The 26,412-nt window shown below is 65.3% G+C and carries 26 protein-coding genes; 15 read left to right on the forward strand and 11 right to left on the reverse strand.

The genetic code is table 11. The annotated features are described in order from the left end of the window. Position 1: 1 nt before the first annotated feature. The 10 genes from EN874_RS09705 (at position 2) to EN874_RS09750 (ending at position 9,457) form a co-directional block, all read left to right on the forward strand. A complete protein-coding gene (locus EN874_RS09705; protein WP_127424587.1) occupies positions 2 to 1,108 on the forward strand; it encodes an ABC transporter ATP-binding protein in 1,107 nt (368 codons plus the stop codon). Beyond that, on the forward strand, positions 1,101 to 2,114 hold the full coding sequence (locus EN874_RS09710) for an ABC transporter ATP-binding protein (RefSeq protein ID WP_127424588.1): 1,014 nt from the start codon (positions 1,101 to 1,103) through the stop codon (positions 2,112 to 2,114). Before EN874_RS09705 ends, EN874_RS09710 begins: the two co-directional genes overlap by 8 nt. Before the next feature lie 61 nt (positions 2,115 to 2,175). Then, a complete protein-coding gene (locus EN874_RS09715) occupies positions 2,176 to 3,819 on the forward strand; it encodes a dihydroxyacetone kinase subunit DhaK (RefSeq protein ID WP_127424589.1) in 1,644 nt (547 codons plus the stop codon). A 10-nt stretch (positions 3,820 to 3,829) separates the two neighbouring features. Beyond that, positions 3,830 to 4,429: a dihydroxyacetone kinase subunit DhaL gene (dhaL, locus tag EN874_RS09720; protein WP_126086215.1), complete on the forward strand. Its 600-nt coding sequence runs from the start codon at positions 3,830 to 3,832 to the stop codon at positions 4,427 to 4,429. Next, positions 4,429 to 4,818 (forward strand): dihydroxyacetone kinase phosphoryl donor subunit DhaM, encoded by a 390-nt coding sequence (dhaM, locus tag EN874_RS09725; protein WP_126086216.1) that lies wholly within the window; start codon positions 4,429 to 4,431, stop codon positions 4,816 to 4,818. Before dhaL ends, dhaM begins: the two co-directional genes overlap by 1 nt. Before the next feature lie 19 nt (positions 4,819 to 4,837). Next, positions 4,838 to 5,140: an HPr family phosphocarrier protein gene (locus EN874_RS09730; RefSeq protein WP_126086217.1), complete on the forward strand. Its 303-nt coding sequence runs from the start codon at positions 4,838 to 4,840 to the stop codon at positions 5,138 to 5,140. Between the two features lie 125 nt (positions 5,141 to 5,265). Beyond that, the gene (gene ptsP, locus EN874_RS09735) at positions 5,266 to 6,849 is read left to right on the forward strand and encodes a phosphoenolpyruvate--protein phosphotransferase (RefSeq protein WP_127424590.1); all 1,584 of its coding nucleotides are present in this window, start codon (positions 5,266 to 5,268) and stop codon (positions 6,847 to 6,849) included. Positions 6,850 to 6,856: 7 nt separating this feature from the next. Beyond that, on the forward strand, positions 6,857 to 7,288 hold the full coding sequence (locus tag EN874_RS09740) for a hypothetical protein (RefSeq protein WP_127424591.1): 432 nt from the start codon (positions 6,857 to 6,859) through the stop codon (positions 7,286 to 7,288). 80 nt (positions 7,289 to 7,368) lie between these two features. Beyond that, positions 7,369 to 8,355 (forward strand): dihydroxyacetone kinase subunit DhaK, encoded by a 987-nt coding sequence (gene dhaK / locus EN874_RS09745; RefSeq protein ID WP_127424592.1) that lies wholly within the window; start codon positions 7,369 to 7,371, stop codon positions 8,353 to 8,355. A gap of 76 nt (positions 8,356 to 8,431) precedes the next feature. After that, complete coding sequence (locus EN874_RS09750; RefSeq protein ID WP_127424593.1) at positions 8,432 to 9,457, forward strand: nucleotidyltransferase family protein; 1,026 nt, start codon at positions 8,432 to 8,434, stop codon at positions 9,455 to 9,457. A 92-nt stretch (positions 9,458 to 9,549) separates the two neighbouring features. Here the strand turns inward: EN874_RS09750 and EN874_RS09755 are convergent, their stop codons facing one another. From EN874_RS09755 to EN874_RS09765, 3 genes are read right to left on the reverse strand one after another with little or no spacing between them, the layout of a single operon-like run. Next, entirely contained in the window at positions 9,550 to 10,539 is a 990-nt protein-coding gene (locus EN874_RS09755; protein WP_127424594.1) for a serine kinase, read from the reverse strand. After that, positions 10,536 to 10,970 (reverse strand): lasso peptide biosynthesis B2 protein, encoded by a 435-nt coding sequence (locus EN874_RS09760; protein ID WP_127424595.1) that lies wholly within the window; start codon positions 10,968 to 10,970, stop codon positions 10,536 to 10,538. Before EN874_RS09760 ends, EN874_RS09755 begins: the two co-directional genes overlap by 4 nt. Next, positions 10,970 to 11,257: a PqqD family protein gene (locus EN874_RS09765; RefSeq protein ID WP_127424596.1), complete on the reverse strand. Its 288-nt coding sequence runs from the start codon at positions 11,255 to 11,257 to the stop codon at positions 10,970 to 10,972. The genes EN874_RS09760 and EN874_RS09765 overlap by 1 nt, the downstream gene beginning before the upstream one ends. A gap of 579 nt (positions 11,258 to 11,836) precedes the next feature. On the opposite strand from EN874_RS09765, the gene EN874_RS09775 reads away from it, so the two are divergent. From EN874_RS09775 to EN874_RS09785, 3 genes are all read left to right on the forward strand, one after another. Next, positions 11,837 to 13,744: a propionyl-CoA synthetase gene (locus EN874_RS09775; protein ID WP_127424597.1), complete on the forward strand. Its 1,908-nt coding sequence runs from the start codon at positions 11,837 to 11,839 to the stop codon at positions 13,742 to 13,744. Between the two features lie 126 nt (positions 13,745 to 13,870). Beyond that, complete coding sequence (locus EN874_RS09780) at positions 13,871 to 14,950, forward strand: acyltransferase (RefSeq protein WP_127424598.1); 1,080 nt, start codon at positions 13,871 to 13,873, stop codon at positions 14,948 to 14,950. Between the two features lie 243 nt (positions 14,951 to 15,193). Then, entirely contained in the window at positions 15,194 to 15,928 is a 735-nt protein-coding gene (locus tag EN874_RS09785; protein WP_348631724.1) for a metallophosphoesterase family protein, read from the forward strand. 102 nt (positions 15,929 to 16,030) lie between these two features. On the opposite strand, the gene EN874_RS34360 is transcribed toward EN874_RS09785, so the two are convergent. Together EN874_RS34360 and EN874_RS34365 are read right to left on the reverse strand one after the other, a co-directional pair. Continuing rightward, positions 16,031 to 16,453 carry a hypothetical protein gene (locus EN874_RS34360; RefSeq protein ID WP_245513550.1) on the reverse strand — a complete coding sequence of 141 codons (423 nt, stop codon included), beginning with the start codon at positions 16,451 to 16,453 and terminating at the stop codon, positions 16,031 to 16,033. Further along, positions 16,360 to 16,698, reverse strand: a complete 339-nt coding sequence (locus EN874_RS34365; protein WP_348631814.1) for an NmrA family NAD(P)-binding protein — start codon at positions 16,696 to 16,698, stop codon at positions 16,360 to 16,362. Before EN874_RS34365 ends, EN874_RS34360 begins: the two co-directional genes overlap by 94 nt. Before the next feature lie 56 nt (positions 16,699 to 16,754). Here EN874_RS34365 and EN874_RS09795 point away from each other — a divergent pair, with 56 nt between their 5' ends. Continuing rightward, on the forward strand, positions 16,755 to 17,348 hold the full coding sequence (locus tag EN874_RS09795) for a LysR substrate-binding domain-containing protein (protein ID WP_245513542.1): 594 nt from the start codon (positions 16,755 to 16,757) through the stop codon (positions 17,346 to 17,348). A gap of 35 nt (positions 17,349 to 17,383) precedes the next feature. Beyond that, entirely contained in the window at positions 17,384 to 17,722 is a 339-nt protein-coding gene (locus EN874_RS09800) for a hypothetical protein (protein WP_127424600.1), read from the forward strand. Between the two features lie 34 nt (positions 17,723 to 17,756). Here EN874_RS09800 and EN874_RS09805 read toward each other — a convergent pair whose 3' ends face one another. From EN874_RS09805 to EN874_RS09830, 6 genes are all read right to left on the reverse strand, one after another. Further along, the gene (locus tag EN874_RS09805) at positions 17,757 to 19,622 is read right to left on the reverse strand and encodes an adenylate/guanylate cyclase domain-containing protein (protein WP_127424601.1); all 1,866 of its coding nucleotides are present in this window, start codon (positions 19,620 to 19,622) and stop codon (positions 17,757 to 17,759) included. 382 nt (positions 19,623 to 20,004) lie between these two features. Then, positions 20,005 to 22,386 carry a polysaccharide biosynthesis tyrosine autokinase gene (locus EN874_RS09810; RefSeq protein WP_127424602.1) on the reverse strand — a complete coding sequence of 794 codons (2,382 nt, stop codon included), beginning with the start codon at positions 22,384 to 22,386 and terminating at the stop codon, positions 20,005 to 20,007. A gap of 167 nt (positions 22,387 to 22,553) precedes the next feature. Next, positions 22,554 to 23,450 carry a UTP--glucose-1-phosphate uridylyltransferase gene (locus tag EN874_RS09815; RefSeq protein WP_126086232.1) on the reverse strand — a complete coding sequence of 299 codons (897 nt, stop codon included), beginning with the start codon at positions 23,448 to 23,450 and terminating at the stop codon, positions 22,554 to 22,556. Between the two features lie 73 nt (positions 23,451 to 23,523). Next, positions 23,524 to 24,474: a glycosyltransferase family 2 protein gene (locus tag EN874_RS09820; RefSeq protein WP_127424603.1), complete on the reverse strand. Its 951-nt coding sequence runs from the start codon at positions 24,472 to 24,474 to the stop codon at positions 23,524 to 23,526. Beyond that, complete coding sequence (locus tag EN874_RS09825; RefSeq protein ID WP_127424604.1) at positions 24,464 to 25,411, reverse strand: glycosyltransferase; 948 nt, start codon at positions 25,409 to 25,411, stop codon at positions 24,464 to 24,466. The genes EN874_RS09820 and EN874_RS09825 overlap by 11 nt, the downstream gene beginning before the upstream one ends. After that, positions 25,408 to 26,397, reverse strand: coding sequence for a glycosyltransferase family 2 protein (locus tag EN874_RS09830; RefSeq protein WP_127424605.1), 990 nt, complete (start codon positions 26,395 to 26,397; stop codon positions 25,408 to 25,410). The genes EN874_RS09825 and EN874_RS09830 overlap by 4 nt, the downstream gene beginning before the upstream one ends. Between the last annotated feature and the right edge of the window lie 15 nt (positions 26,398 to 26,412).

A 26,412-nucleotide genomic window follows, 5' to 3' on the forward strand; every position in this document is an offset into this window, starting at 1 on the left:
CATGGCCGAGATCCGTGTTCAGAACCTGAGGAAAGCCTTCGGCGAGTTCGTCGCGGTGCAGGATTCCAACTTCGTCGTCGAGGACGGCGAGTTCTTCGTCATGCTCGGGCCGTCCGGCTGCGGCAAGACGACGACGCTGAGGATGATTGCCGGGCTGGAGCTGCCGACCGGTGGCAAGATACTGCTCGGCGGCGAGGACGTCACAATGCGCCGGGCACGCGAGCGCGACATCGCCTTCGTCTTCCAGCTCTTCGCGCTCTATCCACACATGAACGTGCGCAAGAACATCGGCTTTCCGCTGCTGGCGCAAGGCATGCCCTCGGCCGAGATCCGCGAGCGGGTCGAGGAGACCGCGAGGCTGCTGCGCATCGACCATCTGCTCGATCGATCGGTCTCCGGCCTTGCCGGCGGCGACCGGCAGCGCGTCGCGCTCGGCCGCGCCATCGTGCGGCGCCCGAAATGCTTCCTGATGGACGAGCCGCTCGGGACCCTCGACACCGAATTCCGGGATCTGATGGTTCACGAATTGCGCGAGCTTCACAACCGCATCCACGCCACCACCGTCTATGTCACGCACGACCAGATGGAAGCGATGTCGATGGCTGACAAGATCGCGGTGATGAATCACGGCGTCATCGAGCAGTTCGGCAGCCCGCGCGAAATCTACGACCGACCGGCGACGATGTTCGTCGCCGACTTCATCGGCTCGCCGCCGATGAACTTTCTCCGCTTCGGCGGCGGGCTCGCCAGGGGCGCGAAGGAAATCGTCGTGCAAGGCGCCAAGGTGGCGGTGCCCGAAGTGCGCGAGGACGTCGCGCCCGCCGACATGGCGCTCGGCATCCGGCCCGAGCATATCCGCTTCGACGACGCCTCTAAGCTGCGCGGCGCGATCTACGGCACCGAATATCTCGGCACCACGCAGATCGTCGCGGTGGAGACGGCCGACGGCATCATCAAGGCCCGGGTGCCGGCCGGCATCCATTTGAACCCCGGCGAGCAGGTCGGGCTGACGCTGAGCAGCGCGCGGCTGTCGCTGTTCGAGAAAGGATCGGGCCGCGCGGTGAGGACCGCCATGCACGATCAGGCAGCGGAGGCGCGCCATGGCTGACGTCCACATCCACGGTGTGACCAAGAGCTTCGGCGACACCGTTGCCGTGAACGATCTCGACCTGCAGATCAAGGACGGCGAATTCGTCGTGCTGCTCGGCCCGACCGGGGCCGGCAAGACGACGACGCTCAGGCTGATCGCCGGGCTGGAACGGCCGGACAGCGGCACGATCCGCATCGGCGGCCACGACGCGACGACGCTGTCGCCGGCCGAGCGCGACACGGCCTTCGTGTTTCAGCAATATTCGCTCTACCCGCATCTTTCGGTCTACGACAACCTCGCCTTCCCGCTGCGCTCGCCGGCGCGGCGCTTCCCCGAAGAGGCGGTGCGCCGCCGCGTCGAGGAAGTGGCGCGCATGGTGCGCATCGACCACAAGCTCAACAACCGCTCGACAAAACTGTCGGGCGGCGAGATGCAGCGCGTCGCCATCGGCCGCGCGCTGGTGCGCAAGCCGTCGATCTACCTGATGGACGAGCCGCTGTCGTCGCTCGACGCCAAGCTGCGCGCGGACCTCAGGCTCGAGCTGAAGCGCATCCAGGCCGAGCTCGGCGCCACCATGCTCTATGTCACGCACGACCAGATCGAGGCGATGACCATGGCCGACCGCATCGGCATCCTCTCTGAAGGCGTACTGGTGCAGATCGGCACGCCGCGCGCGATCTATTCGGAGCCGGCGAACCTGCATGTCGCGGCCCGCCTCGGCCAGCCGGCGATCAACCTTTTGCCGGCCGGCCTGCTGCCTGACGGCGGCGCGCCGACCGGCACGAAGACGATCGGCGCCCGCACCGAACATCTCGCGATCGAGAAGGCGGCGAACGGCCATGCCGATGGCGTCGTCGACTGGGTCGAGCATCTTGGCGACCAGAACCACCTGCACGTGACAGTGGGCGCGAAGAAGCTGGTGACGCTCACCGATCCCGACACGGCGCTGGCAAAAGGAGACAAGGTGACGATCCGCTATCGCTCGCCGCTTTATTTCGGCTCGGACGGGCAAAGACTGATGTAGGCGAACCGAGCACGCCGCGCACGCCGATTGACGACTCGCGGATACGGACTGGACGAAATCCATGAAGCACTTTTTCAACCGCAAAGAGACGATCGTCACCGAAGCGCTGGATGGCTTCCTGGCCACGGCGGGGTCGGGCGCGCTGGCCCGCCTCGACGGCTATCCCGAGATCAAAGTCGTGCTGCGGTCCGACTGGGACAAGACGAAGGTCGCGGTGGTTTCCGGCGGCGGCGCCGGGCACGAACCCTCGCATGCCGGTTTCGTCGGCGCCGGCATGCTGACGGCCGCCGTGTCGGGCGAGATCTTTGCTTCGCCGAGCGTCGAAGCGGTGCTGGCGGCGATCCGCGCGACGACCGGGCCGGCAGGCTGCCTTTTGATCGTCAAGAACTACACGGGCGACCGGCTCAATTTCGGGCTCGCCGCCGAAAAGGCGCGCGCGGAAGGTTTTGCGGTCGAGATGGTGATCGTCGCCGACGACATCGCGCTGCCCGACATCACGCAGCCGCGCGGCGTCGCCGGCACGCTGTTCGTGCACAAGATCGCCGGGCACCTCTCGGAAGCCGGCCGTGACCTGCCATCGGTCGCCGCTGCGGCGCGCGCGGCGGCGAAAGACATCATTTCGCTCGGCATCTCGCTCTCCTCCTGCTCCATCCCGGGCCAGACGCATGAAGACCGTTTTGGCGCCGACGACGGCGAGCTCGGCCTCGGCATCCACGGCGAGCCCGGCGTCGAGCGCATCGCGCTGCAGAGCGCCGGCAAGCTGGTCGCCATCATGGCCGAGCGGCTTGCCGCGCGGCTCGATCCGCACAGCCGTTACGCCTTGCTGATCAACAATCTCGGATCGGTGCCGCCGCTGGAAATGTCGCTGATCGCGAATGCCGTGCTCGCCTCGCCGCTGGCAAAGGCGGTGACGCTGACGATCGGCCCCGGACATCTGATGACCGCGCTCAACATGAACGGTTTCTCGCTGTCGCTGATCAGGCTGGATGCCGAGCGCGAGGCGGCGCTCTCGGCGCCGGTCGGCCCGCATGCCTGGCTGCCGGCGAAGCCGGTTCGCCAGCCAGTCGTGGTGGAAATGGCCAAACCTGCCATTCGCGACGCCGCCAGGCCGGCCAGCCGCGATGCGGGCGCCGAGCGGCTGATCGCCACGGTCTGCGAGAAACTTATCTCGCTCGAACAGACGCTGAACGGCCTGGACGCCAAGGCCGGCGACGGCGACACCGGCTCGACGGTGGCGACCGGCGCGCGCAGCGTGGTTCACCGCCTCGATAGGCTGCCGCTTGCCGACAGGGCCGCAACGGTCGCCGCAATCGGCGATACGCTGGGAACCTCGATGGGCGGTTCCAGCGGCGTGCTCTTGTCGATCTTCTTCACCGCCGCGGCCCAGTCGCTCAGAGGCGGCGTGCCGCTCGGCAAGGCGCTGCTCGCCGGCCTCGACCGGATGACCTTCTACGGCGGCGCGAAAATCGGCGACCGCACCATGGTCGATGCGCTGGAGCCGGCGCTCAAGGCGCTCGACGCAAGCGGGCTGGAAGCGGCCGCATCGGCCGCGCGGCACGGCGCGGAGACGACCATGGCGATGCAGAAGGCGAAGGCGGGGCGCTCGGCCTATATCGGCCGGCAGCTTGACGGCGTAGCGGATCCAGGCGCCTTTGCGGTGGCCGAAGCTTTCGCGGTCGTGGCGGCCATGTTCGCCCCGGCATGAAGGACTGAGAATGGCCGCATCCGACTTCTCACGATTGATCGCGGCGGCGGCGGACACGGTCGCGACGCACGCCGACGAGTTGACCGCGCTCGACCAGGCGATCGGCGACGGCGACCACGGGCTGAACATGAAGCGCGGCTTCGAGGCCGTGCGCGCCGAGACCGGGGCCATCGCCGAGAAGCCGCTGCCGGACGCGCTGAAGGCTGTAGGCACCAAGCTGGTGATGACGGTGGGCGGTGCTTCCGGTCCGCTGTTCGGCACGCTGTTCATGGCGCTTGGCAAGGAACTGCCCGCGGCACCCGACCGCGCCGCGCTGACGGCGGCGCTGGGCAAGGCGATCGAAGCGGTTTCAGCGCGCGGCAAATCGCAGCCGGGACAAAAAACCATGCTCGACGTGCTGCAACCGGTGTATGAGGCGCTGGCGCAAGGCAAGACGGCCAGCGAAATCGCCGACGCCGCCGATGACGCGGCAGACGCAACCGTGCCGATGAAGGCCCTGCGCGGGCGCGCCTCCTTCCTGGGGGAGCGCTCGATCGGGCATATGGACGCCGGGGCGCGCTCGACCGCGCTCTTGGTGCGCGCAGTCGCTGAAGCGATCGAGGGTTCTTGATGAGCAATGTCGGCATCGTCATCGTATCGCATTCGCCGCTGGTCGCCGAAGGCACGGCCGACATGGTGCGCCAGATGGTTGGCGACGAGGTGCCGCTTGCGTGGTGCGGCGGAAACGGCCATGGCGGGCTCGGCACCAGCGTCGAGGCGATAATGGGCGCGATCGACAAGGCCTGGTCGGAAGCGGGCGTCGCGATCCTCGTCGATCTCGGCGGCGCCGAGACCAACAGCGAGATGGCGGTCGAGATGATCGGCGAGCCGCGAGCGCACAGAATTGTCGTCTGCAACGCGCCGATCGTCGAGGGCGCGGTGATGGCGGCGACGGAATCCTCCGGCGGCGCCTCGCTCAAGGAAGTGGTGGCGACCGCGCATGAATTGTCGCCGTCGTGAGTGAACGGGAACCGACTGAATGTCCGCATCCGCCGAAGCTACGGTACTGATCACCCACGAGGTGGGCCTGCACGCGCGCCCTTCGGTGAAGTTCACCAAGCTCGCCAAGTCGTTCGCGGCCGAGGTGGAAGTAGCCGTCGCCGCCAACGGCCCCTGGGTCGACGCCAAGAGCATCGTCAAGGTGATGGCGGCCAAGGCGCCGAAAGGGACCTTGCTGCACATAAGGGCGCGAGGCGACGGCGCGAGCGAAGCGGTCGGCGCGCTGGTCGATCTGGTGCAGCGCGATTTCGACGAGGACAGGGACCATGCCCGGTCCGCTTGAAACGGGCCGATGCGGCCTCCTGTCCGCTGGAGCCGTTCAGCTACCTCTGAACTGCTCCGGCCATCTGTCTTTACGCATTTCCGGACGGAAAGCCGCGTCACAGTTTTCCTGGAATTGCCCTAGGAATGCCGGCCATGCGGATTGAAGGCATTCCCGCCTCTCCAGGCTATGCCGAAGGGCCGCTGTTCGACCTCGACCGGCCGCCGGCCGCCTACAGAAGCAAGGCGAACGCGGCGGAGGAAATGACAGCGCTGCAGGCGGCTATCGGCAAGGCGGTAAGCCGGCTAACGTTACTGGTCGAAAGCACCGACGGCGACGCCGCCGGCATACTCGAATTTCATATCGCGATGCTGGAGGACGACGCACTGAGCGGTCCGGCCTTCGTGTCGATCGGCTCCGGGGAGCCCGCCGACGTCGCCTGGCGGGCAGCGCTCGATGCCGAGATCGCCGGCTACGATGCATCTGACCAGGACTATTTCCGCGCGCGCGCCGCCGACCTGCGCGACATCCGCGATCAGGTGCTGCGGGCGCTGAGCGACGACAGCGACATGGCGGCACCCCCCGGCGCCATCCTCTGTGGCGAGGACATCGCGCCGACGCGCTTCCTCGAAACCGAATGGAGCAGCGGCGGCGGCATTGCGCTGAAAGCCGGCAGCTCGGCCAGCCATGTCGCCATGCTGGCGCGCTCGCGCGGCGTGCCGATGGTGGTGGGGCTTGGCGCGTCCGCGGATAAACCGGCAGGGAACGCGCTGCTCGACGCCGAGCACGGCCGCATCGTGCTCTCGCCCTCGCCTGCGGAACGCGACGCGTTCCGGCAGTCGTCCGCCTCCTTCGCGGCACGGCAGGGCAAGGCGCGGATTTTTCTCGCCCGGCCCGCCACAACCAAGACCGGAACGCCCGTGCGGGTGCAGGTGAACATCGCCTACCCTTCCGATGTCGACGGCATCGATATCGCCACCTGTGACGGCGTCGGCCTGATGAGGACGGAATTCCTGTTCGGCAGGACGCTGCCGGACGAGGAGGCGCAGTATCTTGCCTATCGCAAGGTGCTGGAATGGGCCGGAGAAAAGCCGGTGACCATTCGCACCGTCGATGCCGGCGGCGACAAGCCGGTTCCGGGTTTCACCGTCGAGGAGACCAACCCGTTTCTCGGCCTGCGCGGCATCAGGCTGTCGCTGGCGCGGCGCGACGTTTTCCGGGTGCAGATCCGGGCATTGCTGCGCGCCGCCGTACACGGCAATCTGAAGGTGATGTTTCCGATGATCGCCACCGCCGAAGAGTACGCCCAAGCCGGGGCGCTGTTCGCCGAAGAGCAGACGGCGCTTGCCGCGCGCGGCATGGCGCACGAAATACCGCCGCTCGGCATCATGGTCGAGGTGCCATCGGTAGCGATCGCGCCGGAAGCCTTCGCCAACGTCGCCTTCTTCTCGATCGGCTCCAACGATCTGACGCAATATGTAATGGCGGCCGCGCGCGACAACACGGCCGTCGCGTCTCTCAATTCAGTCCGCCATCCCGCCGTGCTGCGGCTGATCGCTGCGGTCGCGGCCTTCGGGCGGGAGAAAGGCATTCCGGTCAGCCTCTGCGGCGATGCGGGCGGCGATCCGGCCGCCATCCCGGCGCTGCTCGAAGCCGGCCTGCGCGATCTTTCGGTGGCTCCGGCCCAGCTTGCGATGGCCAAGGCGGCCATCGCGGATGTTTTGGTGTAAGGACGGCATGGCCAAGGCAGCCAAGATACAGGAAGCAGGTTCGGAAGACGCGATCCGCGCCTACAAGACGATCCTGTCGCAGGTCATCGACCAGCGGCCTTCCGGCATGCGCCAGCGGCTTGCCGATGCGCTCGGCAAGCATCGCAGCTTTGTCACGCAGATCTCAAGCCCGGCCTATTCGATCCCCATTCCGTCGAAGCATCTGCCTTCCATCTTTTCCGTCTGCCATTTCAGCCCGGCCGAGCGCGACCAGTTCCTGGTCGCCTACCACCAGGCGCATCCCGGCAAGCTGCCGGCAGCTTCGGGGCCGCGCAAGACGCGCCACGTCTCGCTGATCGTGCCGGATTTCGGCGACGACAGGCAGAATGCCGCGCTCGACCGAGCGATCAACGAGTTCATCCAGAAGATATCCAGCATCGCCGGCAAGGGCAGCGGCTGAGAAAGCTATTCCAGGAAAAGTGTGTAGCGGTTTTTCCGTTCGGAATTGCGCAGATCAAAGATCATTTCGGGAGGACTGCCATGAAGAAATTCATAAACGCGGTGGACACGGTGCTCACCGAAAGCCTCGACGGTTTCGTAGCCGCCCATTCCGACATCCTGACGCTCGGCGACGAACACAAATTCGTCCGCCGCAGAGAGCTCAAGCCGGGCAAGGTGGCGCTGATCTCGGGCGGCGGTTCCGGCCACGAGCCGCTGCATGGCGGGTTGGTCGGCCACGGCATGCTGGACGCCGCCTGCCCCGGCCAGGTGTTCACCTCGCCGACGCCGGACCAGATCCTGGCAGCGATGCAGGCGGTCGACACCGGCGCCGGCTGCCTGTTCATCGTCAAGAACTACGAAGGCGACGTGATGAATTTCGACATGGCCGCCGAGATGTCGGACGGCGTGCTGCAGGTGGTGACCAATGACGACGTCGCGGTCGAGAACTCATCCTACACGACCGGCCGGCGCGGGGTCGCCGGCACGCTGGTGGTGGAGAAGATCCTCGGCGCGGCGGCCGAGCAAGGCATGGCCTTGCCTCAGCTCAAGGCGCTCGGCGACCGCGTCAACGGCGCGACACGCTCGATGGGCGTGGCGCTGACCAGTTGCACCGTGCCGGCGGCGGGCAAGCCGACATTCGAGATCGGCGACAGCGAGATGGAGTTCGGCGTCGGCATCCATGGCGAGCCCGGCAGGCGACGCGACGCGCTGAAGAGCGCTGACGCCATCGCCGAGGAGATCTGCGCGGCGATCCTCGGCGATCTTGGCGACCGCGCCGAGGGGCCGGCTCTGCTGTTCATCAACGGTTTCGGCGGCACGCCGTCGATGGAGCTTTACCTGATGTACAACAGCGCCCGCGAAATCTTCGAGAGCAACGGTGTGACGGTGGCCCGCTCGCTGGTCGGCTCCTACGTCACCTCGCTCGACATGGCCGGCTGCTCGATCACGCTGACGACGCTCGACGGCGAGATGACGGCGCTGTGGGACGCCCCGGTGCACACGGCCGCGCTGCGCTGGGGGATGTAGCCCCGCTGGCATCGCCATGACTTTTCTGCGACCATATTCGCGGAATTTGCATGCCATTCGCAACGTTGCCCGGTTGATGCTGCCACCGCTTTCGCCTGCCGATGAAAAACTGCTGCTCGACTTTGCCGACCCCGAGGTGCCGGCCGACCGTGACCGGAATCTTTCGGCAAGCAGCTTGACGGCGCTGCTCGCCAATGCCGAATTCCACGGCGTGCTGCCGATCATGCTGCGCAAGCTCCGGGAAATCGGCGACGCCAGCCTGCCGGAAGATGCCGCCCTGCGGCAGAAGCTCTCCGAGCTGCGCGATCAGGCGACGCTGGTGACCGGGCAGTCGATGCTGCTGCAATATCACGGCGACCGGATCATGAAGGCGCTGGCGGCGAAGGGCATTTCCGCCCGCATCGTCAAAGGTCCGGTGTTCGCGCGAAAACTCTATCGCCATGCCGCCGACCGGCCGTTCACCGACATCGACATTTTGGTCGGTCCCGCCAGCATCGGCGAGGCCAATAGCGTCATTGCCGGCTGCGGCTTCAAGCTTGCCAGCGCCGAGGCACGCTCGCACGAGTTGCAGGAGTTCAAGTGGCTGGAGAAGGAGAACTCCAGCCTGCTGATAGAGCTGCACGGCAACCTGGTGCACGACACAGGCATGCGGCGGCGGCTGTCGCTCGGCTTTCGCGAGTTGGAAATCATCGACGGCGGCGAGGCCAATACGCCGGCGGCGCTGCTCACCATCGCCATCGTTCACGCCGCCGGCGGCCACAAATTCCACCGGCTGCAGCTTTGCGTCGACGTGTTGCAGGGCGTGCGTGCGCTGCAGTCGCCGGAGGCGGAAGCGCGCCTGCTCGAGGCCGCGCGCATGACCGGCATCGAGCTCGAGCTGGCGACCGTCCTCAACGTGACCGGACGCCTGTTCGAGGAACCGCGCGCGATCGAGCTCGCCAACCGCATCAAGCCCGATCTTTCAATACGGCTCGCCAAGTGGCTGATCACCGGGAACATGCTGCTCAGGGTCAATTCACGGGACAAGATGCGCTCGCGCCTCAGCCGCGACGCCTTCCGCTGGGTCCAGCGGTTGGCCCGGCCGAGGCCCTATCCGGCCTGAGAGTCCATTTGGAAACTCTACTCCTGCGGCCATCTGAAGGTGTTTTCTGCGCTTCCGGTGCGGGATTCTTCGACGGAAAGAATCCGTCTAATCTAAGCCTGATCAAGCACGGCGCGGATCAACGCCGCCGCGTCCTCCGGCCTCGAGCCGACTTCCAGGGTGAAGGTCGGGACTGCCTTGACCAGCGCCGCGATCGTCGCCATGCGCCGTTTCTGCATCGGCAAGAGGCCGGTCATGCCGGTCCTGACGTTGTCGGTGGCAAGCGCAACCATCGCATCGGTCCTGGCCATGGGCATGAGCCTGGTCTGGCCGTCGGCCGAGCGCGCCAGATGCAAGAGCGCCGCGACCGGTCTCGCGCGCACATCCTCGACGCGGATGATCTCGGCAAGACGTTCCAGCGAGACGGCCTGCTCACCCTCGGCGTCCCATTTGTCGCCGAGGCAGGGAGCGAGGAATGGCAGCATCGCCGCGGTGTTGCGATGGATCTTCACCTTGCGCGGCATGCCCCAGGCCGTGACGCCCCCTGCTTTCGCACCGAGGATCATGACATCGTCCGAGCAAAGGCCAAAGCCCAGCGACGCCAGCGCCATTGACGTCGTCGACTTGCCGGTGCCGCTCGGCGCGTGGACCAGCACCAGCGCCTCGCGGCCAGGCAACGTCAGGCCGGCGGTATGGAGCATGTGCTGCCCGCCAGCATCCAGCGCGGCGTCCAGCACCATCATCAGCAGCGTCCATTTGACCTTGCTGTCGGGATGAACGCGGATTTCGGCCGAGCCCTCACAGGCATGGATCGAGGCCGTCTGCAGGCCGGGAAAGACCAGATGGACGATGTCTCCGGCGTCGATGATCCGGCAATGGCCGTCCAGCGGCACCTCGCCGTCGAAGGCGAGCTTGCCCGCCGGGTTTTCCGGCAGCGCCGACGTTTCGCGGATATCGATGCGAAAACCGGGGTCGACCGCTTCATCGACACGCAAGGTGCCGAGCATCAGGTCGAAGCTCGGCCAAAGCTCGGCGCGCTCTACCGATATGCCGATGACCTGGCCGTCGAGGTCATAGCGGAAGCTGGTTGCCGCGCCGGTCAAGCGGCGCGCGCCTTCACGCTGCCGCCGGGATGGCGATAGATTTCAACCATGTCGGGAAGGCTGTCGCTGACCACAGGCTTGCCTTCGAGGCAGACCCAGCAATGCGCCGACAGGCGCGGCTCGTGCATCGATTTGGCATCGACACCGAAGTGCAGGTCGGGGTCGAAACCGGCCATGCGCAGAAAGCGGAAACCGAGCAGCCCTTCCCTGAGGCATCTGCGGTCGCGCATGAACCAAGGGCGCCGGACCGTTCGATTGACGCGAGCGACGATGTAGCTCCATGGCAGGCCGCGATAGGGTGTGGGCAATCGCAGCGGTGCCAATTTCAGCACGCTTTCGAAATCGCGCCGGGCGACCAGCACCGGCAGCAAGCGGGCGCTGAGCCACAGATGGGTGCGAAAAACGGTGCGCAGGAACGGTCCGTCGGCCATCACGCGCCCGGGTCGGCAAGGATGCCTTCGGCCACCAGTTCGGCGGCAAGGGCGGCGATATCCTCATCGAGCGTGGCCTTGTCGACTTCGAATTCGTCCGACAGCAGGTCGACGATCTGGTCAAGGCTGCGCACGCCATCGACCTTGTCGAGGAAGGCTTCGGTGGTGCCGTTGCAGGTGTAGAGCTGGCCGCTGCGCGCCAGAAGCACGACGGCGCCGTCGCCGACATGCTGCACGGAGGCGTCTTCCGCCATCCGCAGAACCGTTTCAGAACCGATTTCAGCCATACGCCCGCTCCCTTGCCGAAGTGGAATTAGCGCGGCACCATGGCGCTGTCCATTACCCGATATCAGGCAGTCGGCCCATTAGCCTGCCGGGCCGCTTGGGGCGGCAACGACGTTCGACAGCTTCTCGCGCTTGACCAGAACCGGCTTTTCGTAAGTTCTCTTCATCAAAAATCCCCCGAGTTCACCTATGGCGGAAGGATGATGGTCGGTTATGCCCCCTGTCAAGCCGGCGATTCCCGTCAGGGTTGCCTTCCTTCCCTTAAGTAAGCTAAGAGTGCGCCGGCGTTTTCGGGGAGTGTAGAGCATGCGTTACAACTGGGATCGGGCTCCGACGGCTTTCGAGCGCCATCGGAAGGCATTGGCGGCCGCCGTTCTGATCGCCGGCGGCGTCGGACTGATGCTGGCGGCACTGCCGCTCTAAGCCGGCTTTCTATCCGCGACCGGCCGAACGGCGCTCCAAGCGGAAGCGCCGCCTGGGCAGATTTGCCAAGCGACGTCGACCAAAATGCAGGGAGACATGGCCGCGAGAAGCGGCTTAGGCTATGGCCAGACGACGAGATGTTCCTGGGAGGAAAGTCGATGGCCTCACGCTACCGCGAAGTCTATGAGGGCTGGAAACGCGACCCTGTGGGGTTCTGGGCCGAAGCGGCCAAGGCGATCGACTGGTATTCGCCGGCCGAAAGCGTCTTCGACCCGGCGGCCGGCGTCTATGGCCGCTGGTTCGTCGGCGCCTCTTGCAACACCTGCTTCAACGCCCTCGACCGCCATGTCGCCGGCGGCCGCGCCAACCAGCTGGCGCTGATCCATGACAGCGCGATCACCGGCACGATCCGGAAATTCACCTATGCCGAACTGAAGCGCGAGGTCGTCGCGCTGGCCTCGGTGCTGAGGCATCGCGGCATCGGCAAGGGCGACCGCGTCATCATCTACATGCCGATGGTGGCGGAAGCGGCCGTCGCCATGCTCGCCTGTTCCCGCATCGGCGCCGTTCATTCGGTGGTCTTTGGCGGCTTCGCCTCGCATGAGCTCGCCACCCGCATCGACGACGCCAAGCCGAAGCTGATCGTCACCGCCTCCTGCGGCCTGGAGCCGGGCCGCGTCATCGCCTACAAGCCGCTGCTCGACAAGGCGATCGAGATGTCTAGGCACAAGCCCGACGCCTGCCTGATCCTGCAGCGCGAGCAGCTGCGCTGCGAGATGAAGGACAATTACGACTTCGACTATGCCGACGCGGTTGCCCGCGAGCGGGCGGCGGGAGCCAATGTCGACTGCGTGCCGGTCTTGGCCACCGACCCGCTCTACATCATCTACACCTCCGGTACGACCGGGCAGCCGAAGGGCATCGTGCGCGACAATGGCGGCCATATGGTCGCGCTGAAATGGACGATGGACAGCGAGTTCGGCGTCAAGCCGGGCGAGGTGTTCTGGGCGGCCTCCGATGTCGGCTGGGTGGTCGGCCATTCCTACATCGTCTACGGGCCGCTGCTGCATGGCGCGACCAGCGTGCTTTTCGAGGGCAAGCCGGTCGGCACGCCGGATGCCGGCACCTACTGGCGGGTGATCTCGGAGCACGGCGTGGTGGCACTGTTCACCGCGCCGACCGCCTTCCGCGCCATCAAGGGACAGGATCCGCGCGGCGAGTTCGTGCCGAAATACGACCTGTCGAAATTCCGCACGCTGTTCCTTGCCGGCGAGCGCGCCGACCCCGAAACCATCAAATGGGCCGAGCAGAAGCTCAACCGTCCAGTCGTCGACCATTGGTGGCAGACCGAGACCGGCTCGCCAATGACGATCAACCCGGCGGGCCTCGGGCTGTTGCCGGTGAAATACGGCTCGCCGGGCGTGCCGATGCCGGGCTATGACATCCGCATCCTCGACGATGCCGGCCATGAAGTACCCCGCGGCACGCTCGGCAATGTCGTCGTCAAGCTGCCGCTGCCGGCCGGCTGCCTACCGACGCTCTGGAATGCCGACGCCCGCTTCCGGCAAGCCTATCTCGAGGAGTTCCCCGGCTTCTACAAGACGGCCGACGCCGGCATGATGGACGAGGACGGCTACCTCTATGTCATGGCCCGCACCGACGACATCATCAATGTCGCCGGCCACCGGCTCTCGACCGGCGCGATGGAGGAGGTGCTGGCCGCGCACCCCGACGTCGCCGAATGCGCCGTCATCGGCATCGCCGACGCGCTGAAGGGCCAGGTGCCGCTCGGCTTCGTCGTGCTTAATGCCGGTGTGTCGCGCGACACCGGCGCCATTGAAAGCGAAGTGGTGGGGCTGGTGCGCGAACGGATCGGTCCGGTCGCCGCCTTCAAGACAGTGGTGACCATCAAGCGGCTGCCGAAGACGCGCTCCGGCAAGATCCTGCGCGGCACGATGCAGAAGATCGCCGACAAGGAGGAATGGACCATGCCGGCGACCATCGACGATCCGGCGATCCTCGATGAGATCACGGCGGCGCTCAAAGGTCGCGGCATCGGGATCTAACTCCTTCGCAGCGCGGGATCGTCACGGCAGGTGCTCTCAGGAATTCGTCCCGCACTGCAATCGACTGTTGTGCAATGCAGCAACAGCCCGTAAAGTTTGCCTGGGGGGCCATTCCGAAGGCACGGCATGGCTCAGCACAAGACAACATTCGGCGGCGTCGACATATTGCGTTTCCTCGCCGCCGTCATGGTGATGTTCTATCACTATGGCTTCTGGGTATGGGCATTTCCCGACGGCGTCTCGGCGCGCTCGACCGGCGGCATCCCGGCCCATCCCGAGATGGCCTTCGTCGGCTCCGGCTGGGTCGGCGTGCAGGTGTTCTTCGTCATCAGCGGCTTCGTCATCGCATTCAGCGCCGAGAATTCGACGCCGCTGAAGTTCTTCGAGGCGCGCGTCAGGCGGCTGGCGCCGGCGGTCTGGGTCTGCGCGCCGGTCTCGGCGATCGTGCTGCTGCTCGTCGGCCTGTCCTGGCCGACGGACGCCGTTGTGCGGCTTGCCCGCACGGCGTTGTTCGTGCCCTTCGAGCCATGGGTGGACAGCGTCTACTGGACGCTCGGCATCGAGATCGCCTTCTACGCCATCGTCTGGATCCTGCTCAGGCTTGGCCGATACGACCTGATGGAGGCGATAGCCGTTGTCATCGGCCTCGTCAGCACGCTGTTCTGGTGCCTCTATTTCACCTTCGGCTGGACCGATCTCGCGGAGACGCGCTGGCTGCAGCTCACCCTCGTGCATCATGGCGCCTTCTTCGCCGTCGGCGTGCTGCTGTGGCTGATGCGCTTCAAGGCGGTGACGATGCCGCGCATCGGCTTCTCGGTCCTGTTCCTCGCCGGCGGGGTGCTGCAGATCGTCAGCTCGGTCGACGTGCACAGCATCAAGGTGGAGGCGGCGATGCCCTACGCGCCGCCGATCATCATCTTCCTGGCCGCGGTGGCGCTGATGGCTTGGTCGCTGCGCCTCGATCTTTCCTGGCGCGGCTGGCGCCGGATCGGGCTGATGACCTATCCGCTCTACCTCATCCACGACGTCGTCGGCGCGGCGATGCTCGGCGCGCTGGTCCGGGCGGGCGTGCCCTACCTCGTCTCGATCCCGATCGTCGGCGCCGCCATGATCGCGGCAAGCTGGCTGGTGGCGGCCGAGGCCGAGCCGCGCATCCGGCTGCTGCTCGACCACACGCTGTTCCGCTACCGGCTGAAGGTCGCCTGACCTCCGCAGAAGCTCCCGGTGTGGAATTGTTTGCATCCGGCTGATATCGAGACTTGGCCCGCGCTCCGCGTCGCGCGATCCTAGAGCGGTTCAGCGATTCATAGAATCGCTGAGCCGCTCTAAGTATTTGTTTTTACGCAATTCCGGACGGAAAACCGTTACACACTTTTCCTGGAATTGCTCTAGCTTGAGTGCCGAGCCCGATCCGTGAGCCTGTTCCAGCGATCGAGACGACCCCGACCCGTGCCGCGCGAACGGCTGGTGATGGATATGCGCGACACGGTGGTCTACGCGATCGGCGACGTGCATGGCTGCTATGACGAGCTGCGCGCGCTGGAGCAGAAGATCCTGCTCGACGCGCAGGTGTTTCGTGGCCGCAAGGTCATCATCATGCTTGGCGACTATATCGACCGCGGGCCCAATTCGCGCCGCGTGCTCGAGCATCTGATGGCGCCGGCGCCAAAAGGCTTCCTGCGCGTGTGCCTGGCCGGCAACCACGAAGTGGCGATGCTCAACTATCTTGACGGCTCGCTGTCGCGGGAGCCATGGCTCGCGGTCGGCGGACGGGAGACCCTCTATTCCTATGGCATCGATCCGGCGCACCTCGCCAATCTCTACGCTTCAAGCGAAGAGGTCGACGAGCGCATCCGCGAGGCGATACCTGTCGGCCATATCGGCTTCCTGCGTACGCTGCCGGTGATGGTCTGCTCGGATGAGTTCGTGTTCGTGCATGCCGGCATCCGGCCCGGGATCGCCCTCGAGGAGCAGGACGAGGCCGACCTGCTCAACATCCGGTCGGATTTCCTGGCGGCGGCGCACCGCCTCGACCATTGGGTCGTGCATGGACACACGATCGTGGACACACCAACGCTCGACGGGCGCCGGCTCGGCATCGACACGGGCGCCTTCCAGAGCGGCCGGCTGACCGCCCTCAGGATCGTCGGCAGATATGGACGGCTGCTGTCGTCCCGGGATTGAGGCAGAGTTGCCTTGGCGTTCGGGCCGCTCCAGGTGTTTTCAACGCAACTCCGGAAGGCGAAACAACCCGCAACGCCGCCAGGAAGCGCAGCATCGCCGCTCTCAGCTCGGCGCGAGCTCGGCCTCGGCGGCGGCGCCATAGGACAGCAGCTCGCCTTGCCATTTGCTGCGCTTGAGGAACTGTTCCCAGGTCAGAGCATTGGGATCGATTTTCCGGCTCCAGGTCAGATCGCGCCCAGGGGCGTAGTAGCCATATTCGACGGCGTATTCGACCATACCCACCAACTCGCGCACGAGATGCTCGTTGCCGGCGAAGCTCGGAAAATGGCGCAGCAAGTCTTCGCGCGAGTACGCAGAGGCGTAGCGCGCGGCCTTTCCGGTGATCTGCACAAACGTGTCCACCATCTGTTGCGCCGAGATGAACTCGCCGATCACCGGCAAGACCTCGCCGGCGTATCGCGCCGGATTGTCAAACATCTCGCGCACCGCCGGGCCGGCCGCGGTGAGCGGATCGCAGAACGGCATGGGATGTCCGGCGGCAAGTAAATGGCGAACGTTATGCCGCGGTCGCCGCCCTGCGGCACGTAGTATTCCAGGAAGTTGGTGTAGTAAAACGCCAAGTACACAAACGAGCTGCGGACGGGCAAGCCGCGAATGTAGTCCTCAATCTTTGCCTTGTCCGTGAAATGCGGCGCCCACTTGGTGTCGCCGGTGATGGCTTCGACATTTTCGAGCCCGCTGAAGACCACGTGCTCCACGCCAGCCGCCACCGCCGCATCTGAGGACGCGAGCGCCCGGTGTTCGTGTCGCGATCCGCAATCTGGACGTGCCGCAGTTGGAAGCGCAGATGGCGCGCGGCGATGTGGATCTGGCGCTGATGACGCCGCAGGCGGCCTCGCCAGGTCTTCGCACGCGCCATCTGTTCGATGAACGCTATGTGCTGATCGGCCGCCGGAAGCATCCGCGGCTCCGGGACGGAATCACGGTCGCTGAATTTGCCGAGCTGGAGCAAGTGATCGTGTCTTTGGACGGGGGCAGCTTCGCGACGCCGCTGGACAGCGCTTTGGCTGCTCTCGGACACAAGCGTAACGTGGTGCTCTCCGCGGCGTCGTTCCTGTTTGTCCCCGAGATCGTGTCTCACTCGGACTTCGTGGCGCTGGTCCCGGAACGGCTGGTGCGCGGCTCTGCGGACCAGCTTGAAGTGATGGACTGTCCATTTCCCGTTGAAGGCTTTGCGGTGGGAATGGTGTGGCATGAGCGCAATCACGGACACGCCGGCCAACGCTGGATCCGTGAAGCTGTTGTCTCCCTTGTCGCGCATCAATCCTCGCCCCAGGCGCGTAATAATCCGGACTGGAGTCAAAACCCAATCAGTTGCCGATTTGAACGACCGAGCTCGGACCCTCCTCGGACATTTTGACGCGGAGAGCCGGGGCGGCGCAAGTTGACCCATTCTTGCCGTTCCGTCCCGTCACCTCAAACGTCCGGATTCGGGTGACGAGCTGTCATTTCGCTGCTCTGGTCCCGATGGGATCGAAATCCGAATCCGTTCTTGAACCACGCTCTCATGTCACGTCCCACCTTCTGCAAGTAGGGTTCCAGCAGGTCGATGGCGCGATCGGACTGGCCGAGCAGTTCACCTCAACTCGACGCTCTATTTCTTGGTGGGCGACGCGGCCGAAGAAGGCGCCGGCGATGATGGCGGAACAGTCGGAACTCTATCCCGACGTGCCGGGCCTCGAGCCCGATGCCCGCTATTCCGAGCGATCGGCGAGCACCCTTCTCAATGCGTAGAAAGAACAGCGCCGCCTGGCGGCAGCCGGGTGCGCTATCGCGCCAGCTCCAGCACTTTCTGCCAGCGCGGCAGGCCGTGCAGGGTTGCGAAGTCAGAATCGTACCTGACCCACGCTTTCGTCTCGTGATTGGCGTGCGGCAGAAGGTCCTCCAGCAGCGCGAAGGCTTCGTCGAAGTCGCCCAGCAGGCAGCGGACGCAGGCGATGTTGTAGCGCGTCAGAATGTCGTCGGGGTCGATGGCGAGCGCGCGCGCCGCCCATTCCCGCGCCCGCTCGCGGTCGCCGAGCACGACCAGAGCGTTGGCGCCCATATAGGCAGGCCGCGGATTCTCGGGGTGCTTTTCAAGCACCCGCTTGGCCCGTTCCAGTCCCTCGCGGGCCGCCCACAGTTCCTTGTCCCGCAACGCGAGGGATCGATAGATCTGCACGAGCAGAAGCATCGACTGATAGTCGGTGGGGTTGAGCTCAGCGGCGCGCGCAAAATGCTCGGAAGCCTTCTCGAACTTTCCCTGCGCCTGGCATGTGCGCGCGTAGAAATAATGCGCCTCGAACAGATTGGGGTTGCCGGCGATCGCCTTCTCGTACTCGGCCTCGGCTTCCTGATATCGTTCCCCGACCGAGAGGGCCAGACCGCGCGAGGCGTGCGCTTCGCCAAGACTGGGGTCAATGTCGAGGGCCCTGGCGCTGTTGGCCAGAATGGCCTCGAGCGAGACCTTTACGTCATAGTGCAGGAACAAAAACGAATCGCAGTCGGCGATGCCTGCGTAGGCGCGCGCATAGAGCGGATCGAGCTCGATCGCCTTGGCGAACATGCGCCTTGCCAGCAGGTAGTAGGATTTGGAGCCGCGGTGGACGAACTCGCGTCCGCGCAGGTAATAGGTATAGGCCTCGACGTTCTCGGTCGGCGCCTGCCGGATCGCCTGCTTTTCCTCCGGCAACAGCCTGACCTTAAGCTGATCGACGATCGTGTGCGTGATCTCGTCCTGGATGGCGAAGATATCGGTCAGGTCGCGGTCGTAACGGTCGGCCCAGACATGGCCGCCGCTCTTGCCGTCGATCAACTGACCGGTGACGCGAACCCGTTGCGCAGCCTTGCGGACGCTGCCCTCAAGCAGGTACCTCACGCCCAACTCGGCGGCCACCTGTTGCAGCTTCACCACTCTGCCCTTGTAGGTGAACACGTTGTTGCGGCCGATCACGAACAGGCCCGATATCTTGGACAGATCGGTTATGATGTCCTCTGTGATGCCGTCAGCAAAATATTCCTGCTCGGGGTCGCCGCTCATGTTGTTGAAGGGCAGCACGGCGATCGACGGCTTTTCCCCAGCGGCGGGTTCGGCCTCGAGCTCGACCGAGACGGTCGAGGATCGGGGCTGCCCGATCCCGGCGAAGAGATCGACATGATAGACCCTGACGGGGCGGTCGATGTTCTTCAGCACCTGCTCGCCGGCGTCCTCGAAGGCGAGGTCCAGCCGGTTGCCGACATTGTCGCGGACGGAGCCGGACACCGCGACGCCGCCCGGCCTGGCTATCGATTCTATGCGCGCGGCAACGTTGACGCCGTCGCCGTAAATGTCATTGTCCTCGACGATGATGTCGCCGAGATGGATGCCGATGCGGAACTCGATGCGGCTCTCTGCCGGCACGCCGGCATTGCGCTCGCGCATCGCCCGCTGGATCTCGGCGGCGCAGGCGACGGCGTTTACGACGCTCGGGAACTCGACCAGCATGCCGTCGCCGGTGAGCTTGACGATCCGCCCGTGATGCTCGGCGATCCTGCCGTCCGCCATCTCGCGGCGGTGGGCCTTGAGAGCGGCCAGCGTTCCCACCTCGTCGAGGCCCATCAGCCTGCTGTAGCCGACCACGTCGGCTGCGAATATCGCCGTGAGCCGGCGCTCCATGTGTGCAACCCGGATTTTTCGAAGAAGCCTAAAATATCAGGTTCGGCGCTACGTGCCATATGTAAATCCCACTGACGCCGCCTGAGCATCAGCGGGATTGCGGCTCGGAAAGGTTCGATCAACCGGACCTTTGCGGGAACCGCTTGGCACTTCTGCCAAGCCACCCAGCCCGCACTCAAACCGATGTCCGAATTGGCGCTAAACCGACATTGGCGCCGCGATCCGAGTAGGTCCAGAACTGGCGCTACCTGCTCGTTCCGGTAGCTGGATCGAACGGCATGGGTCCATCCCATCTTGGCTATTGGCGCAGCTAAGCTGATGGGGTTTTGACCCTAAGCGCGTCGCGTTGCAGCGGATTCAGGCGACGCGCTGTGAGTCTTTGTTAGGCGGCCTGCTTGGCGCGCGATTCCGACTTCTCCAGATAGTAGCTCGAATAGCGGTCGAAGAACTTTTCCGAACCGCCGAGCGAGCCGTATTTCGCCAGCTTCTTCAGCTCGACCTTGTTGAGCACCGCGCCGACGACCTTGTCGGCGATGTAGGGTTCCTGTTCCAGCATCGAGCGCACCATGGCGCGCGGCGTGCGGCCCCATTCGGTGACGAGCACGAAACCGTCGACCAGGGGCGCGAAGGCCTTGGCGTCGACCACGGGCCCCAGCGGCGGCAGGTCGACGATGATGTATTCGAACGTCTCCCTGGCGTTCTCGATGAAACGCCGCATGCCGGCCGAGCCCAGAAGCTCGCTGGTGTGCGAGAACTGGCCGCGCAGCACGGCGGGGATGATCGCCAGCTTGGTCTGGCGGTCGACCTTGCCGACCGATTGCCAGGTTTGCCCGTTGACCACAGCTTCCATCAGCCCATGCTCGGTCTCCATGCCGAGGCTGCGGCTGAGGCCCGGATTGCGCAGGTCGCCGTCGATCAGCAGCGTCTTGGCGCCGTTGGCGGCGAGCAGCCCTGCGAGGTTTGCCGCGACCGTCGACTTGCCTTCGCCGGGCAGGACCGAGATGACGCCGATCACCCGGCTGTCCTTGTCTTCCATCACCACGTCGAACGCGATCTTGGCGTTGCGCAGCGTCTCGGCGAACATCGAGGCCGGCGCGTCGAGGCTGACCCGCATGCGCGCCCTCTTTTCGGCAGCCGACAGGCTGGCGACCTTGCCGTCGGCCGGCAGGTCGTCCGGCTTCGCTTCCTTGGCCCTGCCGCCGCCGATCGTCGGCAGATAGCCGAGGAACTTCAGGCCGACGCGGTCGCGAACGTCCTCGCCCGTCCGGAAGAAGCGCTCGTTGAATTCGTTCAGGCCGCCGAAACCGGCGCCGAGCATAAGGCCAAGCACCAGCGAGAGCGCCAGCACCCTGATGGTGCGGGGGCTCGACGCGGCAAGCGGCACGTTCGCGTCCGAGATGATGCGCACCTTGCCGACAGGGAAGGTTTGCTGCTGCGAGGCTTCCTGGTAGCGGCTGAGGAAGGTCTGGTAGAGCGTGGAAAGCGCCTGCGCCTGCTGGTCAAGCTCCCTCAGCTTCACCTGCGACTCGTTGTCGATCGAACTCTGGCCGGCGGCGGTCGCGATCTTCTGCCTGAGCTCGGCCTCGCGCGCCTGCGCCACCTGGAAGTCGTTGCGATAGCTTTCGGTGATCTGCTTCAACTGCCCGAAGATCTGCGCCGACACATCGGCCTTTTCCCTGGCGAGCGTCACAGCCTGGGGGTGGTCCTTGCCGAAATTCGCCTCGACATCCTGCAGCCGCTTGGAGACGGCGAGATAACGGGTCTTGAGCCCGATGATGACCGAGCTGCTCGGCTGATCGGATGCAATCGCGGAATCGTTGAAAGCATTCTCGGAGCCGCTGTCGACGATCGCCTTGTACTGCTGATAGCGGGCGCTGGCGCGCGCCGTATCGGCCTGCGCGATGATGAGCTGGGCGTTGAGGTCGGACAGTTGCTTGCCGCTGATCAACTGGCCGTCGCTGTTTGCGGACAGCCCGTGCTCGGCCCTGAATTTCTCGACCTCCATCGAGGCCTGTTGCGAGCTTTGGCGAAGCTCGGTCAGCCTGCCCTGCAACCAGACGGCCGCACGCTCGGTGGCGTCGAAGCTGGCGTTGAGCTGATCGGCCAGATAGGCGTCGGAATAGGCCTTGGTGATGGCCGTGGCGAGGGCCGGATTCGTCGACTGATAACCCAACGTAATGACGTTGCTGCGGCCGTTGCGATCCGCCATCAATCCGGTCTGCAGAACGAGGACCGCATAGTCATGGGTCGCGGCCTTCATCATGGCTTCGCGCGTCGCGGCATCCACATTCTCGATCCCGGGGAGTTCGCTGGCCGAGCTGCCGCGGAAATAGGCGACGATACCGCGCAGGAACCCGACACCCTTGGCCAAAGCCGACTGCGGCGGGTTCATGAACTCGTCGTTCTGGTCGAGCTTCAGCTTGTCGACGACCACCGAGGCCAGTCGCGCGGAGCTGAGAATCTCGATTTGGCTGAGGATCGTCGCGTCCGTCTGCTGCGTGGTGCTGACCGCCGAGATGTCGTCCACGACCTTGTTCAGGCCCTCGTCGATCAGCACGCTGGCAACGGACGTGTATTGCTTGGGCGTCGTCTGGAGATAGATCACGCCCAGGAACAGGCCGATGACGGCGCAGACCGCCACCACCTTGGCCTGCCGGGCCGCCATGCCAAGCAGGCGCTCGACGTCGATGAAGTCTTCACCTTTTTCCGGTTCGGTGCTGGGCAATGGCATCCTCTTGTCGAGAGGAAAGTTGGCATAATTCATCTTCGGTCCAATTCCAGGTTGCAGGCGCTACCGGCCTTCGAAGAGTGGCGTCGTTACCAGAAAAGACCACGCAACATCCGTGCCACGGGGCGCCTGGCCAGGAAGGCCAAGCGCTTGCGCGGCTGTCGCGCCATCGCGATTTCGCATATGCACCCAAAAAATGGGCATTATGCGGCCACTTCCCGGCGCTCGTGCGACCGGACGAACTGCTGCAGCATTTCGAAGACAGGTCCTTTCATGTCGTCGCGCGCCAGAGCAAAGGCGATGGTGGCCTCGATGAAGCCTTCCTTGGAGCCGCAGTCGAACATGCGGCCGTTGAAGGGCTGGGCATAGAAGGGCTGGCTCTCGGCCAGGCGAACCATGGCGTCGGTGAGCTGGATCTCGTTCCCGGCGCCGCGCTGCTGGGTGCCGAGCAGGCCGAATATCTCCGGTTGCAGGATATAGCGGCCGTTGATGTAGAAGTTCGACGGCGCGGCGGCGGGAGCCGGCTTTTCCACCATGGCGGTCACCTCGAAGCCGGAGGCCACCTCGGCGCCGCGGCCGACGATGCCGTATTTGCCGGTTTCCGAGGGATCGCAGCGCTCGACGGCAATCACGTTGCCGCCGGTCCGCTGGTAGAGATCGACGGTTTCGGCGAGGCAGCCCGGCGCGCCGAAGGACACCATGTCGGGAAGCAGCAGCGCGAACGGCTCGTTGCCGATCACGTCGCGCGCGCACCATACGGCATGACCGAGGCCGTGCGGCGACTGCTGGCGGATGAAGGAGGTGGCGCCGGCCACGGGCAGCAGGCTCTCCAGCGATTGGAGCTGCGCCTTCTTGCCGGTCTGCTCGAGCGTTCCGATCAGTTCAGGATGCAGGTCGAAATAGTCTTCGATGACCGCCTTGTTGCGGCCGGTGACGAAGACGATGTGCTCGATCCCGGCCTCGAACGCCTCGTCGACGGCATATTGCACGACGGGCTTGTCGACGACGGGCAGCATTTCCTTCGGCATCGACTTGGTCGCCGGCAGGAACCGCGTTCCGAGCCCCGCCACCGGTATGACAGCCTTCCTGACTTTCTGCATTGCTTATTCCTTCTGAGGAGATCGATTTTTACTATCGCTGGCTATGAAACCGCATTCCATGCGCCCGCATGCTTCACCTCCCCATGCCCACGGCAAATTGTGCCGCAACCCTTCTCAGTCGAACCGCGATCGGCATCGACATATGCCTGACCGCGGCCGGATCGCTGAGCGCCGTGCGGATCGCCTTGAGCGGCGCACGCGCCTTGATGTGCTGAACCAATGACAAGAACGAGGCCGCCTTGCGCAGGCTGCGGCCGCGCCTGGCGAAGGCCGCCTTGGCGCCATCGTCCATGAAATGCGCGGCGGCGAAGGCTGCGTCGGCTTTGGCCATCGCCTCGACATGGTGCAATTCGAGCACCCGCGAGATCGAGCCGGTGCGGATGTGGTAGACATAGCCGACGGTCGGCTCGACCACGCAGCGACCGCCCTTCGCCAGCGCGCTCGCCAGAAGAATGTAGTCTTCGCCGATGCGCAGATCCTCGTCGTAGCGAAGCCGGTTTTCGTCGAGGAAACCGCGCCGGAAGATCGGCTTCAGGTAGCCGAGGTTGAAGCGCGACTCGAAGACCACGTTGCCGGCGATGTAGTCGGCGAGAGAGATTTCGGCGAGTTCCTCGAGATAGCTGGTCGGGAACATGATGTCGTCGGGCGTGCCGTCCTCGCGCACGACCTGGACATTGTCGACCGCGATCTCGGCGCCTGCCTTTTCCGCCCGCGCGATCATGGCCGCCAGCCTGCCGGGCAGGATTGCATCGTCGGAATCGAGCACGGCCACCCATCGGCCGCGGGCGAGATCGAGCCCGGCGTTCCTGGCGCCGCCCGGACCCCGGTTGGCGGGAAGCGCGACAACCTTCACGATGTCCTCGGGATAGGCGCGCGCGATATCGAGCGTGCGGTCGCGCGACCGGTCGTCGACGACAATGATTTCGATCGCGACGTCGCGCTGCGCCATGGCGCTGGCGATCGCCCGGTCGAGGGTCGCCTCGGCGTTATAGGCGGCGATGACGAAGCTGACGTCAGGCTGCACGCTTGTCCCCTTCCTGTGGGTTCAGGCCGTATTGGCGGATTTCGCGGACGCCGACCAACCCGCTGACGACGCCGACATGCATAATGCCGCGCAGCACGCTGCGGTTCCGCCGCACGGGGCTGACCGCGGTCAAAAGCGCCATGCCGAAGCAGTAGGCCGCCTTGGCCGAAGCGAGGCCGACCTGACTGATGCGGCGCACACCGCCGGCATTGCGCCCGATCAGGTGGCCATGCGTCTGTCCGAAGCGGAAGCGGCGGCGGCGCAACCACTCGAAGGCAGCCCTCGAGCGCGGCACCACCTCGTCGACAAAGGCCCGCGGGGCGAAGGCAATGCATCCGCCGGACTTGACCACGCCGTCAAAGAATTCGGTGTCCTCGCCCCCGGTCTGGCCGCGCGCCAGGCTGAAGCGCCGGTTGCGCAGGCTTTCCTCGGTCATCCTGAGCAGGACATTGCAGGTGTAGCCAGTGCGGATCTCGCCGCGCACCCAGACGGGCAAGGTCGAGTGGAAGTCGCCCTTGCGCATCCAGTCCGGCGCATCCTGGCGATATGTCGCGCGAACCGGGCCGAGCACGGCCGTCGCGCCGGTCGCCTCAGCGGTCGCGACGAGCTCGACAAGCCAGCCCGGCGAAGCCGTCTCGTCGTCGTCGATGAAGGCGACGAGGTCCGATACGCTGGCATCGAGGCAGGCGTTGCGGGCGATGGAGATGTTGCGCGCAGGGGCGTGGCGATAGCGGATCGGCAGCTTCAGCTCCTGCGCCATGGCCTTCACCTGCGACCGCGCCGTCGGCTCGTCGTCATTGTCGGCGACGACTACGCCGATCTCGAAGCCGGCGGGCCTCTCCAACGCGGCGATGGAGCGCAGCGTGTCGGCAAGCTCCGCCCTGCGGAAGGTGCAGATGCAGATGTCGATGCTGCGGTTCTTGTCTGCAGTCATCACGCCGCCTCGCGCGACGGCTGCGGGCCGAGGATTTGCAGCCAGAAGCCCATGGACCAGCCCAAATGCATGACCATCGCCGACACGCCGGCCAGCGCGATGGCCGGATTGCGCTGGCGGATCGCGGTCACGGCGCCATAGCCGAGACAGACCGCCGCCCATATCAGAAACGGCACGGCCGCCAGCACGAAGATCGGAGACAAGACCGCCAGCAGCACCACCGGGAACACCAGCAGCGGGATCATCTGCCGCAGCTTCGGCATCATGCGGTGCTTCAGCACGTTTTTAGCGCGGCCGCGGCCATAGCCGAGATACTGGAAAAACAGCCCCTTCAGCGTGGAGCGCGGATAATAGACCATCTGCGTCCTGCCGCTCATCCAGATACGGTAGCCGGCCTGACGGAGGCGATGGTCGAACTCGGCGTCCTCGTTGTGGCTGAAGCTCTCGTCATAGCCGCCGACCGCCCGGAAGGCGGCGATGCGCATCAGCGCATGGTGGCCGTGGTCGACCCATTCGCCCGCCGACATGTGGCGATGCTTCGAGCCGCCGGTGCCGAGCTTGGAATTCTGCGCCGCGGCAACCGCCTTCTGCATTGCGCCGGTGCCGCTGGTCAGCATCGAGACGACGACCGAATCGGCGCCCGTGGCAAGCGCTTCCTCGATCAGCCTGTCGCAATAATCGGCGGGATAGCCGCCATGCGCGTCGATGCGGATGAGATAATCGGCGCCGTCGCCGAACGTCGCCACCGCCAGGTTGATGGCGGCGCTCTGGATGCGCTTCGGATTGGCGAGCAGCAGGACCCGGGGATCCTCGGCGGCGACCCTTTCGACGATGGCTTGCGTGCCGTCAGTGCTGCCGCCATCGGCGACGACGATGCGTGCGCCAAGCCGCGCCGCGGCTGGGCGCAATTGCCCCAGCAGCGTGCCGATATGGGCGGCCTCGTTGAGGCACGGAATAACGATCAGGCTTGATGCGGCGGTCCGCGTCATCGGCTTTTGTCCATT

This window comes from Mesorhizobium sp. M1D.F.Ca.ET.231.01.1.1 (genome assembly GCF_003999155.2).
Classification (GTDB): Bacteria; Pseudomonadota; Alphaproteobacteria; order Rhizobiales; family Rhizobiaceae; genus Mesorhizobium.